Origin of the sequence: Burkholderia aenigmatica, from assembly GCF_902499175.1 — a bacterium.
Taxonomy (GTDB): Bacteria; Pseudomonadota; Gammaproteobacteria; order Burkholderiales; family Burkholderiaceae; genus Burkholderia; species Burkholderia aenigmatica.
Genome location: NZ_CABVQC010000011.1, coordinates 1 through 16,088, shown reverse-complemented (window position 1 = coordinate 16,088; position 16,088 = coordinate 1). Strand labels below are relative to the sequence as shown.

The 16,088-nt window shown below is 66.2% G+C and carries 15 protein-coding genes; 12 read left to right on the top strand and 3 right to left on the bottom strand.

Annotated elements, in window-relative coordinates:
- Positions 1-15: 15 nt before the first annotated feature.
- Positions 16-798, bottom strand: coding sequence for a Crp/Fnr family transcriptional regulator (locus BDO18943_RS10285; RefSeq protein ID WP_043183483.1), 783 nt, complete (start codon positions 796-798; stop codon positions 16-18).
- Between the two features lie 922 nt (positions 799-1,720).
- Between BDO18943_RS10285 and BDO18943_RS10280 the strand changes: the two genes are divergently transcribed.
- Both BDO18943_RS10280 and BDO18943_RS10275 read left to right on the top strand, forming a co-directional pair.
- Entirely contained in the window at positions 1,721-2,509 is a 789-nt protein-coding gene (locus BDO18943_RS10280; RefSeq protein ID WP_175022194.1) for a Crp/Fnr family transcriptional regulator, read from the top strand.
- A gap of 2 nt (positions 2,510-2,511) precedes the next feature.
- Positions 2,512-3,927, top strand: coding sequence for an undecaprenyl-phosphate glucose phosphotransferase (locus tag BDO18943_RS10275; protein ID WP_175022193.1), 1,416 nt, complete (start codon positions 2,512-2,514; stop codon positions 3,925-3,927).
- A gap of 110 nt (positions 3,928-4,037) precedes the next feature.
- Here BDO18943_RS10275 and BDO18943_RS10270 read toward each other — a convergent pair whose 3' ends face one another.
- On the bottom strand, positions 4,038-4,961 hold the full coding sequence (locus tag BDO18943_RS10270; RefSeq protein WP_043183486.1) for a LysR family transcriptional regulator: 924 nt from the start codon (positions 4,959-4,961) through the stop codon (positions 4,038-4,040).
- A 213-nt stretch (positions 4,962-5,174) separates the two neighbouring features.
- Here BDO18943_RS10270 and BDO18943_RS10265 point away from each other — a divergent pair, with 213 nt between their 5' ends.
- The 9 genes from BDO18943_RS10265 to polX all read left to right on the top strand — a co-directional run bounded on the left by BDO18943_RS10265 (position 5,175) and on the right by polX (position 13,977).
- Entirely contained in the window at positions 5,175-5,837 is a 663-nt protein-coding gene (locus BDO18943_RS10265) for an amino acid ABC transporter permease (protein WP_043183487.1), read from the top strand.
- Positions 5,834-6,595 (top strand): amino acid ABC transporter ATP-binding protein, encoded by a 762-nt coding sequence (locus tag BDO18943_RS10260; RefSeq protein ID WP_175022192.1) that lies wholly within the window; start codon positions 5,834-5,836, stop codon positions 6,593-6,595. Before BDO18943_RS10265 ends, BDO18943_RS10260 begins: the two co-directional genes overlap by 4 nt.
- Before the next feature lie 46 nt (positions 6,596-6,641).
- A complete protein-coding gene (locus BDO18943_RS10255) occupies positions 6,642-7,955 on the top strand; it encodes an aminotransferase family protein (protein ID WP_175022191.1) in 1,314 nt (437 codons plus the stop codon).
- Positions 7,956-7,966: 11 nt separating this feature from the next.
- Positions 7,967-8,647 carry a CoA transferase subunit A gene (locus BDO18943_RS10250; protein ID WP_175022190.1) on the top strand — a complete coding sequence of 227 codons (681 nt, stop codon included), beginning with the start codon at positions 7,967-7,969 and terminating at the stop codon, positions 8,645-8,647.
- Complete coding sequence (locus BDO18943_RS10245) at positions 8,622-9,284, top strand: 3-oxoacid CoA-transferase subunit B (RefSeq protein ID WP_235995910.1); 663 nt, start codon at positions 8,622-8,624, stop codon at positions 9,282-9,284. The genes BDO18943_RS10250 and BDO18943_RS10245 overlap by 26 nt, the downstream gene beginning before the upstream one ends.
- Positions 9,281-10,483 (top strand): thiolase family protein, encoded by a 1,203-nt coding sequence (locus BDO18943_RS10240; protein ID WP_175022189.1) that lies wholly within the window; start codon positions 9,281-9,283, stop codon positions 10,481-10,483. Before BDO18943_RS10245 ends, BDO18943_RS10240 begins: the two co-directional genes overlap by 4 nt.
- Positions 10,484-10,553: 70 nt before the next feature.
- Complete coding sequence (locus BDO18943_RS10235) at positions 10,554-11,327, top strand: ABC transporter substrate-binding protein (protein WP_235995908.1); 774 nt, start codon at positions 10,554-10,556, stop codon at positions 11,325-11,327.
- A 335-nt stretch (positions 11,328-11,662) separates the two neighbouring features.
- Positions 11,663-12,055 carry a TraR/DksA family transcriptional regulator gene (locus BDO18943_RS10230; protein WP_043183498.1) on the top strand — a complete coding sequence of 131 codons (393 nt, stop codon included), beginning with the start codon at positions 11,663-11,665 and terminating at the stop codon, positions 12,053-12,055.
- Positions 12,056-12,210: 155 nt separating this feature from the next.
- Positions 12,211-13,977 carry a DNA polymerase/3'-5' exonuclease PolX gene (polX, locus tag BDO18943_RS10225; RefSeq protein WP_175022188.1) on the top strand — a complete coding sequence of 589 codons (1,767 nt, stop codon included), beginning with the start codon at positions 12,211-12,213 and terminating at the stop codon, positions 13,975-13,977.
- Positions 13,978-14,038: 61 nt separating this feature from the next.
- Here polX and ald read toward each other — a convergent pair whose 3' ends face one another.
- Entirely contained in the window at positions 14,039-15,154 is a 1,116-nt protein-coding gene (gene ald, locus BDO18943_RS10220) for an alanine dehydrogenase (protein WP_175022187.1), read from the bottom strand.
- A 331-nt stretch (positions 15,155-15,485) separates the two neighbouring features.
- Between ald and BDO18943_RS10215 the strand changes: the two genes are divergently transcribed.
- On the top strand, positions 15,486-15,902 hold the full coding sequence (locus BDO18943_RS10215; RefSeq protein ID WP_175022186.1) for a DUF3995 domain-containing protein: 417 nt from the start codon (positions 15,486-15,488) through the stop codon (positions 15,900-15,902).
- Positions 15,903-16,088 lie beyond the last annotated feature (186 nt).

The window sequence follows — 16,088 nt, the reverse complement described above, 5'->3', positions numbered from 1 at the left end:
GCGCAGGCGGGCCGGTCAGGTGCGCGATGCGGCCGGCACGCCCGAGTCGGCCGACAGGATGCGCTTCATCTCGTCGCGCACGATCGCCCGGCAGCCGCACGACATTTTTTCGAGGCCGTCGAGGTCGGCGAGCTCGATCGAGCTCCGGTATTGCCGGATCAGGCCCAGCTTCTGGATTTCGCCGGCCGCATCGGTCACCGTCTCGCGCCGCACGCCGAGCATCTGCGCCAGCATGCTGTGCGTCACCTGGATCTCGATGCTGCGCGTGCGGTCGTATGCCAGCAGGAACCATCTGCATAGCTGATGTTTGAGCACGTGATGACGGCTGCAGAACGTGATCTGCGAGACCTGTGCCATCAGCAGCCGCACGCAGACGAACACGAGATGGCGGATCACCGGCGACGCATCGAACGCGGCGGCGAACATGCGCCGGTCGAGCCGGTAGACGAACCCGTCGCGGCAGGCGACGGCCCGGCAGGGCATCCGGCCGCTGCCGCCGATCACGTCGTCGCATACCACGCTTTCGCTGCCGATCTCCGCCACTTCCAGCGTCATGCCACCGGACGACACGTACTGCAGCGAAATCGCGGTCGTGACGGGCAGGTAGACCGCGGCGAGCATTTCGCCGGGTTCGCAGAGCACCTGCCCCGATTTCAGGTGGACGAGTTGAAGGTGGGGCGCCAGCGTCGCGAGCTCGTCGCGGTCGATGGCCGCGAGAAACCGGTTCGCGTCGAAGCTGTGGGAAAGCTCGATCATGCCGTTCGCGTGCGCGACGGCGTCAGGGGCCTGGTGAGTCACGGCGCATCCTCGTAGGGTGGCGGTCGCGCGTCGTCGCGGCGATACCCCGGAAAGGGGAATTCGCACGCTCGTGCGGACTTGTGTTCGTCATGAATGGAGTGACGGTACTGGTGAAAAGGCTAGCACGCTATTGAATTAGATCAATTGCACATTGCGTCATTTCACAAAGTTTGACGATTTTTGCCTGAGTGCAAACGTTATCCGGATTTAATGATTCATTTCGCCGGAATTAATCATCTGAAAACAGAATGCGACGGCGGCGATTCATTCGGTGTCAGCCGTGAATCAATCGAGCGGCGGCGCGCATCGCGCGGGGAGAGTACGTGGCGGGCATTGAACATTATTTGACAAATAAATGGTGCTCGCAAGAATTTGATGAAAAATCAGTGTGTTACATGCGAAGTGTGCGATGGATGACAGAGTATTGAATTAGTGCGTCGATTCAAATTTGAGACAGTTTCAAACGACCGTGTGGGGTGGGGTGTCTCCGCTGAGCGTAGTCGGGGACGTCATGTAAACAATTGAAAATAGACTGTAAGTATATGAACGACAAGCCTCGCGGCGCCGGTTTGGTTGCCTCGGCTCGATGCAAAAGAAATGATCAGTCAAATGGCGTGCAGTGTCCAAGGACCGGAAGAGTGTCCGGAAATGAGACGGTTTTTTGTTTTCTAGCCGATTATTCGGGCGATCTAAATCCGGCGTGATTCACATATTAAGGATGGGCATGTATTGGCACGTAAATCGCTTATTCGGGCTGGCGTGTCGAAACGGGACGGTCGACTCGATCCGGCGGCGACAAGCCGATGGTCGGTCGGAATCAGGGTTGTGGGCCGCAACCGCTGTGAACGTCCGGGCGCGCATTGCGATAACGAGTTCCGTGCACGCGGCAGCAGGCGGTGCGGACAATAAAAGGGATACAGACATGCTTCATCTTCACTCGAGCTACTCGGCGAATGCCATCCTCGCAGCCCTCCCGGAGGACAGCATCCGCACCATGGCGCCGCATCTTGAACTGGTCAGGGTCAAGGCCGGGGCACTCGACCGGGTCGGCGAGCCGATGCGCCACGTGCATTTCCCGACGACGGCAATGATGTCGGTGCAGCACCTGATGGAGGACGGTGCGATGGTCGAGGTGGCGCAGATCGGCCGAGAGGGGGTGGTCGGGCTGGCCACGCTGGCCGGCGGCGCCTCGGTGTCGCACCGGGTCGAGGTGCGCATCGGCGGGATGGCCTATCGCGTGCCGAGCTGCGTGATGCGCGCCGAATTCGAGCGATCGCCGGCGACCTACCGTCTGCTGTTGAACTACTGCCAGGCGACGATGGCGCAGATTTCGCGCAGCGCGCTGTGCAACCGGCATCACTCAGTCAGCGAGCAGCTCAGCCGCTGGCTGCTGCTTGCGCACGATCGCATTGACGGCGACGAACTGGCCGTCACGCAGCAGACGATCGCGAACATGCTCGGCGTGCGGCGCGAAGGCGTGACGGAAGCGGCCGGCAACCTGCAGGAAGCCGGATTGATCCGGCAGCGCCGCGGCCGCATCACGGTGCTCGACCGCGACGGCCTCGAACATCACGCGTGTGAATGCTACGACCTGATTCGCGCCGACTATCGCAGGTTGCTCGGCACGCGCGGGACGGCGCGGCCGACGCCGACGCCGGTTCGCCCCCGCATGCCGGAGGGGCGTTGCGGGTTCCCGGCGCATGGTGCGTGACGATGCAGTCGAGGTCCGGTGGAACGAATGCGATACGGCGTGCCGCGATCGCGGCGACCGACGTCGTGCTCGTGCTGGCAGGCGCGCTCGCGGCGCAGGCGGCGTCGGGCCTCGCGTGGCGCGAGCTGTCCGACGCGCAGCGCGGCGCGATCGCGCTGCTGTGCGTGCTGACCGTGGCATTGCTGCCGCGCTATCTGCGCACCGTGCGCGGCAGCGTGGCGCCGCAAGGCGGCACGCATGCGCTGACGCAGACGATGGTGGCGCTCGTCTGCGCCAGCGTGCTGACGGTGGCCGCCGCGACGTGGATCATGAACCGCGGCGGCACGGTCACGACACGCTGGATCGTGCGTACGGTGCTGGCCGGCGACGCCGCGCTGCTGCTCGGCCGCGCCGCGCTGCTGGCGCTCGCGCTGACGCGCGACGACCCGCGCGCGCGGCAGCGCCGTGTCGCGGTGGTCGGTGCAACCGCGTACGGGCGTGTCGCGGTCGAGCGGATGCAACTTGCGCCGCAGGGCCCGTTCGCGGCGGTGTGCGTATTCGATGACGATGCGCAGGCAGCCTCCGGCGGCATCGGCGGCGTGCCGGTGATCGACGACTGGAACGCGTTGCGCGACCTGATTCGCGGCGGCGAGATCGACGAGGTCTGGCTCACGCTGCCGATGTCGCACGAATGGCGGATCCAGCGCATCGTCCGCGAGTTGCGCGACGAGTTCGTGGAACTGCGGCTGCTGCCCGACGTGCGCCAGATGGCCGTGGTCGATCGCTCGGCGACCGACGTGCTCGGCATGCCGGCGATCAATCTCGCGACCACGCCGCGCTCGGCGCCGGAGCTGTGGGCGAAGTTCGCGTTCGACCGGCTGTTCGCGTTCGGCGTGCTGATTCCGTTGCTGCCGCTGCTGTCGATGCTGGCGATCGCGGTCAAGCTGTCGTCGCCGGGGCCCGTGCTGTTCAGGCAGCGCCGCAAGGGCGTCGACGGCCGCGAGTTCGACATCCTGAAGTTCCGGACGATGCGCGTGCATCGCGACCAGCCTGGCGTCGTGCGGCAGGCGTCGCGCAACGATTCGCGCATCACGCGCGTCGGCGCGTTCCTGCGGCGCACGTCGCTCGACGAACTGCCGCAGTTCTTCAACGTGCTGTTCGGGCAGATGTCGGTCGTCGGTCCGCGTCCGCATGCGATCGAACACGACGATTTCTACCGGCAACTGATCGACTGCTACATGTATCGCTATCGCGTGCGGCCCGGCATCACCGGATGGGCACAGGTGAACGGCTATCGTGGCGAGACGCGCAAGGTCGAGGCGATGGAAGCGCGCGTGAAGTTCGATCTGTTCTACATGCAGAACTGGAGCTTCTGGTTCGACATCAAGATCATCCTGTTGACGGTCGTGCGCGGCTTCATCGGGCGCAACGCGTTCTGACCGACGGCCGGGCATTCCGTCAGCGGCGAATTCGAGTACGGCGTGCCATCGCGCTGGCCCATCACGCGTGCCGTGCTCCACATCGCGGCGCGCGGCGGCGGGAACGCGCGTCAGCGCATCACGAACGCGTCGGGATAGGCCGAGCGCTCGGCGGTATCCCTGACGCACGCTTGCGCGATGTCGAGCACGTCGCGCACGGCCGGATTGTTCTTCAGCGCATGCTGGTGAACGAGGTAGAAATTGAACCACTGGCTCGAATCGAACGGACGCGCAACCAGTTCGCGGTTCGCGCACAGGTCGGCCGCGGTCAGCGCATTGAGCAGACTGACGCCGTCGGTGAGCCGGATGACTTCGCCGAGCGAACTCATGCTGACGCGCAATTCGTAACCGAGCCGCCGGCGATCGCTTGAGTCGTCGTAGATCAGATGGTCGGACTGGATCGGCTTGATGTACTGCTGATCGGCAAGATCGTCGTAGGTCAGCAGCTTGCGCGCGGCAAGCCGGTTTTTGCGTGTCAGCAGCGCGACCATCTTCGCGCCGAACACCGGCACGAAGATCAGGCCCGGTTCGTGGATCTCGTAGGACACGATCGCGAGATCGAGGCGACCGCCTTCCACATCCGAGATGAGCCGTCCGCTCGCGGCGACGTCGAGCGCGACACCTGTGCCGTCATGCGCCTGCGCATACTGCTGCGCGAGCCGGGGCCCGAAGCTGTGGCACAGCCCCGGCGCGCAACCGATGCGCAGCGACGCGACGCCGTTGTCCTGCAATAGCGAAATTTCCTCTTCGATGCGATTCAGCCGGTCGAGCAACTGCACGGCCTCGTCGAGCATGTAGCGGCCGGCCGGCGAGATCTGCAGGCGCTGGTTCTCGCGCGCGAACAGCCGGATGCGCAGGCTGTCCTCCAGCCTCGCGAGGGCATGACTGACTGCCGATTGCGTGATGCCCAGTTGAACGGCCGCTTGCCGTGTGGAGCCGGCCGTGGCGATCGCATGGAAGATTTCGATGTCGCGCAGGCTGAAGTCGCTCCGCATGTTCGCTCCGGTCAATCAATTGATTAAAAAAGATCATATATTGACCGAAAAATAATTCAAAGCGAGACTGCGATCCAGTCAAGCAACAGGCCGGTTCCTTTTGCTGTATTGGCTTTCGAGCCGTCGGCAGATGATGAATCAAATCGGTCACTCATCTTACGGAGACACCTTCAGCGCCGTTGCGCCGCCGCGCAGCGCGCTGTCCGCCATGCCATGTTCGATTTCCATCTCGTGTTCAAGTACCTGCCGATGCTGTTCGAAGCGGCCGCCGTGACGGTGGAGCTGACACTGCTCGCCACCGTATTCGGCCTGGTCATCGGCCTTGGCGCCGCGCTCGGCCGACTGTCGCGCCATCGTGTGCTGCGTGATGCCACGAGCGCCTACATCTGGCTGATCCGCTCGACGCCGCTGCTCGTGCAGCTCTTCATCATCTATTTCGGGCTGCCCCAGTTCGGCATCGAACTGTCGCCGTTCACGTCCGGCGTGATCGGTCTGGCGCTCAACGTCGGCGCCTACAACGCGGAGACGATTCGGGCGGGCATCCTCGCCATTCCGCATGGGCAGATCGAGGCGTCGCGGTCGCTGGGCTTTGGCGCCGCACGCACGATGCGGCTCGTCGTGCTGCCCCAGGCGCTCAAGCTGATCGTGCCGCCGCTCGGCAACAACCTGATCATTCTCACCAAGGACACGTCGCTCGTGTCGACCATTACGCTCGCGGAGCTGTTCATGCGCACGCAGCAACTGGTCGGCGCGACTTTCAAGCCATTCGAACTCTATTTCGCCTGCGCCATGATCTATGCATTGCTGACCACCGGTACGAGCATGGCGCTGCGCCAGCTCGAACAGCGTCTGATCCTGAAGGGAGGTCGCGCATGAACGGGGCCCAGCCGCAGATCGTCCTGCACGACATCCACAAGACCTATGGCGCGCTCGAGGTGTTGAAAGGCATATCACTCGAGGTTCGCAAGGGCGAGGTGGTCGTGCTGATTGGCCCGAGCGGATCGGGAAAGAGCACGCTGCTGCGTTGCGTGAATCATCTCGAGACGCCGACGCGGGGCGAGGTGAGGGTGCTCGGCAGTCTCGTCAACGATCCCGCCCGCGGACACGGTGCCCAGGAGCGTTACCTGAATACGATGCGGATGAAGGTCGGCATGGTGTTTCAGCATTTCAACCTGTTCCCGCACCTGACCGTGCTCGAAAACCTGACGCTCGCGCCGATGCAGCTGCTCGGCATGGCGGCCGCGCAGGCGCGCGACGAAGCGAGGGAACTGCTCGACAAGGTCGGCGTGCTCGACAAGCAGGATGTGTATCCCGGCAATCTGTCCGGTGGCCAGAAGCAGCGCGTCGCGATTGCGCGGGCGCTGGTCCTCAAGCCCGACGCCATGCTGTTCGACGAGCCGACGTCGGCACTCGACCCCGAGATGGTCGGCGGCGTGCTGGCGGTCATGGAGCGGCTGGCAAAGGCCGGCATGACGATGATGGTCGTCACGCACGAGATGCGGTTCGCGGAGCGCGTGGCGGATCGCGTCGTCTTCATGGCCGACGGCCGGATCGTCGAGGACGGCTGCCCGTCCGAGATCTTTCATCGGCCGTCGCACGAACGGACCCAGGCGTTCCTCGCCGACATCCGGTGAGTGCGCGCGACCTCGAATTACCTTACGCAACCCGAAAAGGACGTCAATGAGCGACCATCTCTTTTATCAGTCTGCCGTGCAGCTGCCGACCATCGCGCGCGCCGAAGGCATCTATGCATGGGACACGGACGGCAATCGTCACATCGACGCGTGTTCCGGTGCCATCGTGGCCCAGTTGGGACACGGCCATCCGGCTGTCCGCGACGCGATGCTCGCGCAGCTCGACAAGGTCGCGTTCTCGTACCGCACACAGTTCGAGAACCAGCCTGCCGTGGAACTCGCGGAGAAACTCGTCGGCCTCGCCGGCGGCCGTTTCGATCGCGTGTTCTTCTCCAGCGGCGGCTCGGAGTCCGTCGAATCGGCATTGAAGCTCGCACGCCAGTACTGGGTATGCCGCGGTGAGCCGGCGCGCAGCGTGTTCATCGCGCGTCAGCCGTCCTATCACGGCTCGACGATGGGCGCGCTCGCGATGACGAGCTACACGCCGCTTACCCGGCCGTTCGAGCCGATGATCCAGCTTTATCCGAAGGTCGCTTCGCCGACGCAGTATCGCGTGCCTGCCGGCAAGACTGCGGAACAGCATGCGCTCGATTGCGCGGACGAACTCGACGCCGCGATTCGCGAAGTCGGTGCCGAACGGGTGGCCGCCTTCGTCGCGGAGCCGATCGGCGGCGCGAGCACGGGCGCCGAAGTGCCGCACGATGCGTATTTCACGCGTATCCGCGAAATATGCTCGCGGCACGGGATCCTGCTGATTCTTGACGAAGTGATGACGGGCATCGGCCGCACCGGGCGCTGGTTCGGCTTTCAGCACTGGAACGTCGACGCCGACATCCTGTGTGTCGCGAAGGGGCTCGGCGCCGGGTACTACCCGACGTCGGCGATCGTCACCCGGGCCGAGCTGACCGACCCGATCCTGGCGTCGGGCGGATTCCAGCACGGTTATACCTACGCCGGCAATCCGCTCGCGAGCGCGACGGCGCTGGCCGTGATCGACGTGATCGAACGCGAGGGGCTGGTGGAGAACGCGGCCGTGACCGGCGACTACCTGCGCAACCTGCTCGACGATCTCGCGACGCGGCACGACTTCATCGGCGACGTGCGCGGACGCGGCTTTCTGCAGGCGATCGAGTACGTCTCGGATCGCGACGCGAAAACCCCGTTCGACCCGTCGCTCCGGTTCGGCGAGCAGGTGACGCGCGCCGCGCGTGAACAGGGTGTGATCGTCTACCCGCGCAAGTCGTTGATGGGCGAAACCGGCGACCATACGCTGATCGCACCGCCGCTGATCACGACGCGTGCGCAATGCGACGAGATCGTCGAGCGGCTCGACCGGGCATTCCGGACGCTCGGGCGATGAGGGATTCACGCATGGACAAGCGCATGCAACTGGCCGACGCGGTCGCACCGATCCCGGACGGCGCGTCGATCATGGTCGGCGGTTTCGGGTCGCCGGGCACGCCGTTCTCGCTGCTCGCCGAGTTGCAACGTCAAGGCAAGCGCGATCTGACGATCATCAAGAACGACGCGAACCAGGACAACTACGGCGTGTCGCGACTGATCGAGGCCGGTGTCGTGCGTCGGCTGCTGACGACGCATCTCGGCTTGAGCGGGCCCGCGCGGCGCGCCTACCTGTCCGGCGCGCTGCAGGTCGAATTCTTTTCGCAGGGGTTGTTCGCCGAACGCATTCGCTGTGCGGGTGTCGGCCTGCCCGGCGTCGTGACCGACATCGAACTGCCGCCGGAACTCGGCGTGACACGCGAGACGATTTCGGTCGATGGGCGGACGCTGTATTTCGAATCCGCGCTGCATGCGGATTTCGCTCTGCTTCGCGCCGACCGGGCCGATCCCAGCGGCAATCTGCGCTATCGCGGTGCGGCGCGCAACTTTTCGCCGCTGATGGCGATGGCCGCGGATCGGGTGCTGGTCGAGGCACGCGTCGTCGACGCGACACCCATGGCACCCGACGACATCCATACGCCGGGCATTCACGTGCACGGCCTCATCCAGATCGACGGAGACAGCGATGAATACCAGCCGATCCAGCGCTGACCCGCGCCACGTGATCGCGCGCCGGGCCGCGCGCGAGGTGGCGCGTGGGCAACTGATCAACCTCGGCATCGGCCTGCCGACCCTGATTCCGTCGTATCTCGGCGATCCGCCTGCCGCCTGGATCCACTCGGAGAACGGCATCGTCGGCGTCGGTGCGCTCGCGCGCGCGGCCGATCTCGACCGCGAGTTGATCGATGCCGGCGGCGGCTATGTGTCGGTCGTGCCGGGTGGCGCGATCGTGGACAGCGCCGAGTCGTTCGGCATGATCCGGCGCGGGCTGGTCGACATCACGTTCCTGGGCGCGTTGCAGGTGTCGGCCTACGGCGACCTCGCGAACTGGCTCGTGCCGGGCGGCCTCGTGGCCGGTATCGGCGGCGGCGCGGAACTCGCGCAGAAGGCGCGCCGCGTGATCGTGACGATGCCGCACACCGACAAGAACGGCCGGCCGAAGATCGTCGAGCACTGTACGTTGCCGCTCACGGCCCGGCGCCGTGTCGCGATGGTGATTACCGAACACGCGGTATTCCGGTGCGACGCGGACGGGCTGACGCTGGTCGAGCGACTGGGGGCGATGAGCGTGGCGGACATCCGGAACCTGACCGATGCCGACTTCACCGTTGCCAGGGAGGCCGCATGACGTACACCGATCGCGACGCATGGATCGTCGGATATGCACGGACGCCGATCGGGCGTGCGTTTCGCGGCGCGTTCAACGACACGACGTCTCCGACCCTTGCGGCCCTGTCGTTACGCGCCGCGGTGGCGCGCAGCGGTCTCGATCCGGAACGGATCGACGACGTGATGCTCGGCTGCGCATTGCCGGAAGGCACGCAGTATTACAACGTCGGCCGGATGGCGGCGCTGGCGGCGGATCTGCCCGTCAGCGTAGCGGGCATGACGGTCGACCGGCAATGCGCGTCGGGACTGATGGCGGTTGCCATGGCGTCGGCGCGAATCGCCGGCGGCGAAGCCGACGCGATTCTGGCGGGTGGCGTCGAATCGATCAGCCTCGTCCAGAACGCCAACATGAATCGCTATCGTCAGCAGGACGAACAGTTGCTGGCCCGACACGCCGACGCCTATATGCCGATGGTCGAGACGGCGGATGTGGTCGCGAGTCGATATCGCGTGTCACGTCGCGCACAGGACGACTATGCGGCGTTCAGCCAGCATCGTGCGGCGCATGCGGCCCAAGCGGGCTGGCTGCGCGACGAAATCGTCGCGGTCGACGTGTGCAAGCTCGAGCGGGACAAGGCGAGCGGCGACAGCGTGCCGCGCACGCTGCGCGTGAGCGAAGACGAGTGCAGGCGCCCCGGTACGTCGGCCGACGCGCTGGCCGCGCTCGATACCGTGCGTGACGGGGGCACCGTGACGGCCGGCAATGCCTGTGCGCTCGCGGACGGTTCGGCCGCCTGCGCGGTCGTATCCGGTGCGATGTTGCGGACGCTGGACGCACCGCCGCTCGGACGCATGATCGCGTGCGCGGTCGCCGGCTGCCGGCCCGACGAGATGGGCGTGGGCCCCGTGCCGGCCGTCCACAAGCTGCTCGCGCGCACGGGTCTGTCTGCTGCCGATATCGACCTGTGGGAACTCAACGAAGCGTTCGCGTCGCAGGTCGTGCATTGCGTCGATGCGCTCGGACTGTCGTATGAAACCGTCAACGTCAACGGCGGAAGCATTGCGCTCGGTCATCCCTATGGGATGACCGGCGTGCGGATGGTCGGGCATGCGTTGCTCGAAGGGGCGCGACGTGGCGTACGCCGTGTCGTCGTCACGATGTGCATCGGCGGCGGGCAGGGCGCCGCCGCGTTGTTCGAGGTCGCGCAGCGCGAGTGACCGCGCGATGCCACGTCGAACGCCTCGATGCGTTCGATTCACGATCAAATCGACATTCTGGAGACTGGAAATGACTTTGATGCAACGATTGACGAGGGTGGCCTGCGCGGCGCTCATCGGTGCCGCCAGCGTCGCGGCGCACGCCGACGATCTCGACAGGGTCCGGCAGACCGGCAACCTGACGTTCGCGCTGACCGGCAAGTATCCGCCCTTCAGTTTCATCGACGAGTCGGGCAAGCTGACCGGCTTCGACGTCGATATCGGCAACCGCGTCGCGAACCGGCTTGGCGCGAAGCCGGTTCCGGTCATGACCGCCTGGGACGGCATCGTCGGCGGGTTGCTGGCCGGCAAGTACGACGCCGTGATCGGCAGCCTGGCCATCACCGACGAACGGTTGAAGGCCGTGGATTTCACGCGGTCGTACTATCGTTCGGGCGCGCAACTCTTCGTGCCGAAGGGCAGCACGGTGCAGGACATCGGGCAGTTGAAGGGCAAGGTGATCGGTGTCACGCTCGGCGAAACGTACGAGGCGTGGCTGCGCAAGAATCGGCCCGACGTGCAGGTGAAGACCTACAAGGGGCTGCCCGACATCCTGATCGACTTGCAGAACCGCCGTATCGAAGGATTCGTGACGGACCGCATTGCGGGCATCCTGACGATACGCGACAAGCATGTCGATGCGAAGCCCGCCGGGCCGCTGCTGTATCCGGAGAAGATGGGGATCGCGGTGCGCAAGGACAGCCCGAAACTGCTGGATGCGATCAACGCCGCGCTGGATACGATGCTCAAGGACGGCGAGTACGGGGCGATCAGCAAGCAGTGGCTCGGCGAGGACGTACGCTGAGCCCGCAGTCCACCCGGGTCGTTGCAAGCCGGCGGCGGGCGCGGCGTTTGAGCCTGCGCTCGCCATCGGCGGCGTCGCTTCGCTTGGCGATCGTGTCGTGATTTCGCGTCCGTCCCCAGTTTCACGAAACGCATGCCGAACGCTGCAGTGCACGCTGATTCCGGTCTACACATGCGTGTTCAATGGGTTTATCCTGCGTCGAATGCGTCCGGCACTTGTTGTCTCCGGGCGCACATCCGGACACGGTGGCAGGCGGTGACGCCTGCCCGCCGCGCACCGGCGCGACACCGCGCGCCGCAATGCTCCGCGCGGAACCCGGAACAGGAGAGACGGCCATGGCGCTCGACCAACAACAACGGCAGACGCTGAAACAGCGGCTGAACGAGAGCGAACAGACGTTGCGTGCGGAGATCCGCACGAGCGAAGACCAGCGCGCGTCGGAATCCTACGCAGACCTTGCCGGCGCGGCGCCGGACGAGGGCGACGAGGCGAATGCGGATCTGTTCGTCGACGTCGATCATGCGTTGATCGGCATGAAGCTGACCGAACTGCGCGCGATCGGTCGCGCCCAGCAGCGGATGCGCGACGGCAGCTACGGCGAATGCATCGACTGCGACGGCTCGGTCGGCTACGAGCGCCTGCTGGCGCGCCCGGCCGCCGAACGCTGCACGCATTGCCAGTCGATCTACGAGCGGCACTACGCCACGACGCCGCGCGCCTCCCTCTGATTCCGACGACGCGACCGCAACGGCGCTGCACGCGATACGCGGCCGGCGTACGATGATGAACGGGCGCCCGGCGGCGTCAGCATGCGGCGCCGGGCGGGCAGACGCCGTCGCGCACGCGCGCGGCGCCATCCACGTGGAAGGGAGCCACGCCGATCATGCCGATCCACAATGCCGGGTGTGCGGCCGTGTTCGCCGAGATCGCCGACATGCTCGAGATCCAGGGCGCCAATCCGTTCCGGGTGCGTGCCTATCGCAACGCCGCACGGACGATTGCCGACTACGGGCGCGATATCCCGACGATGATCGCGAACGGCGACGATCTCGGGAAGATTCCGTCGATCGGGCCCGATCTCGCGTCGAAGCTGCGCGAGATCGCCGCGACCGGCACCTGCGAGCTGCAGCAAACGCTGCGCCATGCGTTGCCGGGCGCGATCGTCGAGCTGCTCGACGTGCCGGGGCTCGGCGCGAAACGCGTGAAGGCGCTGCATGACGCGCTGCACGTCGATTCGCTCGAGCAGCTTCGCGCGGAAGCGAAGAGCGGGCACGTGCGCGAGCTGCCGGGCTTCGGCGCGAAAACCGAAGCGCATCTGCTCGAAGCGATCGACGACCGGCTGAAGCGCGACCCCCAACGCTTCCTGCTGCCGGATGCGGCGCACTCGCTGCTGCCGCTGCTCGCGCGCCTGCGCGCGATCGCGGGCGTCGGCAAGGCCGTGCCGGCCGGTAGTTTCCGCCGCCGCCGCGAGACGGTCGGCGATCTCGACATCCTCGTCACCGCACGCGATCCGGTCGCCGTCGCCGAAGCATTCGTCGGCTATGGCGAGGTTGCGCGCGTGCTGGCGCACGGCAAGACGAAGTCGAGCGTCGTGCTCGCCAGCGGATTGCAGGTCGACCTGCGCGTCGTCGATGCCGATGCGTTCGGCGCGGCGCTCGTCTACTTCACCGGATCGAAGGCGCACAACATCGCGTTGCGCAGGATCGCGCAGGCCGACGGGTTGAAGATCAACGAATACGGTGTGTTTCGCGGCGACGAACGGATCGCCGGCGCGACCGAGGCGTCGGTCTATGCGGCGATCGGGCTGCACGACGTGCCGCCCGAGTTGCGCGAGGATCGCGGCGAGATCGACGCGGCGCGCGCGGGCACGCTGCCGGCGCTGGTCGAGCGCAAGCACGTCCACGGCGATCTGCATGCGCATACCGACGCATCGGCCGGCCGTGACAGCCTGCGCGCGATGGCCGATGCGGCACGCGCACGCGGGTTCGCGTACCTGGCGATCACCGACCGGGCACCGCATGCCGGCGTCGGCCGCGACAGCTTCGACTGGCTGGCCCGGCAACTCGACGAGATCGATCGCGTCAATGCGTCGTTCGACGATTTCGCGCTGCTCAAGGGTGTGGAGGCCGGCATTCGCGAGGACGGCAGTCTCGATGTGCCCGATGCGATGCTCGGCCGGCTCGATCTCGTGGTCGGTGCGGTACGCGACGGCTTCGCGCTGTCGCGCGACGCGCAGACCGCGCGCATGCTGCGCGCGATGGACCATCCGCATTTCACGATTCTTGCGCACCCGACGGGCCGCGTGCTCGGCGAGCGCGAGGCATGCGAACTCGACGTGCCGCGCGTGATCGCGCACGCCGCGGCGCGCGGCTGCTTCGTCGAACTCGATGCACAGCCGCGGCGGCTCGACCTGCCGGACATCTGGTGCCGTGAGGCCGCGAAGGCCGGCGTGCCGGTGGCGATCGGCTCGGAGGCGTGCAGCACGGACGAACTCGACAATCTCGCGTACGGCGTCGATCAGGCGCGGCGCGGCTGGCTCACGCGGCCCGACGTGCTGAATACGCGCACGCTTGCGCAGTTGAGGCCGCTGCTTGCACGCACGATGGGGGCGGACGGTGCGTCGAAGCGTAGCGGCGCGAGGGGCGAGTGAACGCGGCCGGCGGCGCGTGCCGCCAGCCGAAAGCCATCAGCCATGCGTGAGTGCGGTCACGTCATGCCAGCACGTCGGCCGCCGGCACATAGGGCAGGCCGAGCGCCAGCGCGACCGCTTCGTACGTGATGTGTCCGTCGCACACGTTCAACCCCGCGCGCAGATGCGGATCGTCGGTCATCGCCTGCTTCCAGCCTTTGTCGGCGAGCGCGAGCGCATGCCCGAGTGTCGCGTTGTTCAGCGCGAAGGTCGACGTGCGCGCGACTGCGCCTGGCATGTTCGCGACGCAGTAGTGCACGACGCCGTCGACGACGAAGGTCGGGTCCGCATGCGTCGTCGCATGCGAGGTCTCGAAGCATCCACCCTGATCGATCGCGACGTCGACGACGACCGCCCCGGTACGCATCGTCGCGATCATGTCGCGCGTGACGAGCCGCGGCGCCGACGCACCCGGCACGAGCACCGCGCCGATTACCACATCGGCATCGCGCACGGCTTCGTCGATCGTGTGCGCATTCGAGCAGACGGTCGTGATCCGGTTGGCGAACACGAGGTCGAGCTGGCGCAGCCGGTTCACGTTGGTGTCGAGCACGGTGACGCGTGCGCCGAGGCCGACCGCCATCTGCAGCGCGCCGGTGCCCACCACGCCCGCGCCGAGCACGACGACATGCGCGGCCGGCACGCCGGGCACACCGGCCATCAGCAGACCGCGCCCGCCACGCGGGCTTTCGAGGTGGGTCGCCGCGACCTGGATCGACATGCGCCCGGCCACCTCGCTCATCGGCGCCAGCAGCGGCAGGCCGCCGCCCGGGCCCGTCACGGTTTCATAGGCGATGCAGACGGCGCCGGACTTCACGAGCGCGGCCGCCTGTTCGGGATCGGGCGCGAGATGCAGGTACGTATAGAGGATCTGCCCGCGCCGCAACATCGCGCATTCCGCCGGCTGCGGCTCCTTGACCTTGATGATCATGTCGGCGCGCGCGAAGACTTCGTCGGCGCCGTCGCAGAGCGATGCGCCCGCGGCCGTGTAGTCGTGGTCGAGCAGGCCGATCGCCGTGCCCGCGCCGCGCTGCACCAGTACGCGATGGCCGTGTCGCGTCAGTTCGTGCGCGCCGGCTGGCGTGAGGCCGACACGGTATTCGTGGTTCTTGATCTCTTTCGGCACACCGATCAGCATGAGTCGCCTCCATGGCCTTCGTTATCGTTGTCGTGCAGGTGCGCGATGCGGCGAACGATGCACGTGCGGCCGATCGCGCAGGGGCGTATCGATCGCAGTACTGGAATAACAGGGTAGTAGCGCGCGGAGGGAAGTCAAGCGGCCGGCCCGCGTGTGCCCGCGCGCACACTGCATCGCACCATGCGTCGTGGCGGGTTGCGACCGGAAGTCGCAATGCATGCGTCGCCGGGTTTCGGTATCGTCACGTGTGTCGCGGGCCGAGGCCGCGCGCCGGAATCTTGCCGGCAACACATCGAAATAACGACACAACGAGACGAGGACACTGACCGCCATGACCGGAGCGTATTTCATCGTGCCGACGCTTTGCGCAATCGCACTCATTCACGTCTACTGGGCGTTGGGCGGGCGGCGCGGCAAGGGAGCGGCCATTCCGGAGCAGGACGGCGTGCCGCTGCTGCGGCCGACTGCCATCGGCACGCTTGCCGTCGCGGCGGCGTTGCTGGGCGGCGCGTGCGTGGTCGCCGCGCGTGCCGGCTGGCTGGGGCTGAATCCGTATCACGGCGCGATCACGTTCGCGGTCGTTGCGCTCGCATTGATTTTCGCGGTGCGGGCCGTCGGCGATTTCCGTTACGTCGGCTTCTTCAAGCGGATTCGCGGGTCGCGTTTCGCGCGGATGGACTCGCTGTATTACTCGCCGCTTTGCGCGGCGCTGGCGCTGTCCATCGCATCGATGTTCTGGCCGTGGTGAGCGCGCGTCTCAGCGCGCAGGCGAATCCCTCTCCATAAGGCATTCCGCCGGTACGGCGTCGGTCAGCCTGTACCGTTTTCGGCGACGAAGAGCATGTGGCCTTGCCGATCGGCGCGAGTCAAGCTAGTTGTCGTCTCGGTCATGCTGCCAATGGCTCTATATCGGTCGAGCGCGTATACGTTTTGA

Coding starts and splice junctions, on each gene's coding strand:
- BDO18943_RS10260 (WP_175022192.1), top strand. CDS start 5,834: ATGAACGGGGCCCAGCCGCAGATCGTCCTGCACGACATCCACAAGACC.
- BDO18943_RS10240 (WP_175022189.1), top strand. CDS start 9,281: ATGACGTACACCGATCGCGACGCATGGATCGTCGGATATGCACGGACG.
- BDO18943_RS10245 (WP_235995910.1), top strand. CDS start 8,622: ATGAATACCAGCCGATCCAGCGCTGACCCGCGCCACGTGATCGCGCGC.
- BDO18943_RS10235 (WP_235995908.1), top strand. CDS start 10,554: ATGACTTTGATGCAACGATTGACGAGGGTGGCCTGCGCGGCGCTCATC.
- BDO18943_RS10255 (WP_175022191.1), top strand. CDS start 6,642: ATGAGCGACCATCTCTTTTATCAGTCTGCCGTGCAGCTGCCGACCATC.
- ald (WP_175022187.1), bottom strand. CDS start 15,154: ATGCTGATCGGTGTGCCGAAAGAGATCAAGAACCACGAATACCGTGTC.
- BDO18943_RS10250 (WP_175022190.1), top strand. CDS start 7,967: ATGGACAAGCGCATGCAACTGGCCGACGCGGTCGCACCGATCCCGGAC.
- polX (WP_175022188.1), top strand. CDS start 12,211: ATGCCGATCCACAATGCCGGGTGTGCGGCCGTGTTCGCCGAGATCGCC.
- BDO18943_RS10265 (WP_043183487.1), top strand. CDS start 5,175: ATGTTCGATTTCCATCTCGTGTTCAAGTACCTGCCGATGCTGTTCGAA.
- BDO18943_RS10280 (WP_175022194.1), top strand. CDS start 1,721: ATGCTTCATCTTCACTCGAGCTACTCGGCGAATGCCATCCTCGCAGCC.
- BDO18943_RS10270 (WP_043183486.1), bottom strand. CDS start 4,961: ATGCGGAGCGACTTCAGCCTGCGCGACATCGAAATCTTCCATGCGATC.
- BDO18943_RS10230 (WP_043183498.1), top strand. CDS start 11,663: ATGGCGCTCGACCAACAACAACGGCAGACGCTGAAACAGCGGCTGAAC.
- BDO18943_RS10275 (WP_175022193.1), top strand. CDS start 2,512: ATGCAGTCGAGGTCCGGTGGAACGAATGCGATACGGCGTGCCGCGATC.
- BDO18943_RS10215 (WP_175022186.1), top strand. CDS start 15,486: ATGACCGGAGCGTATTTCATCGTGCCGACGCTTTGCGCAATCGCACTC.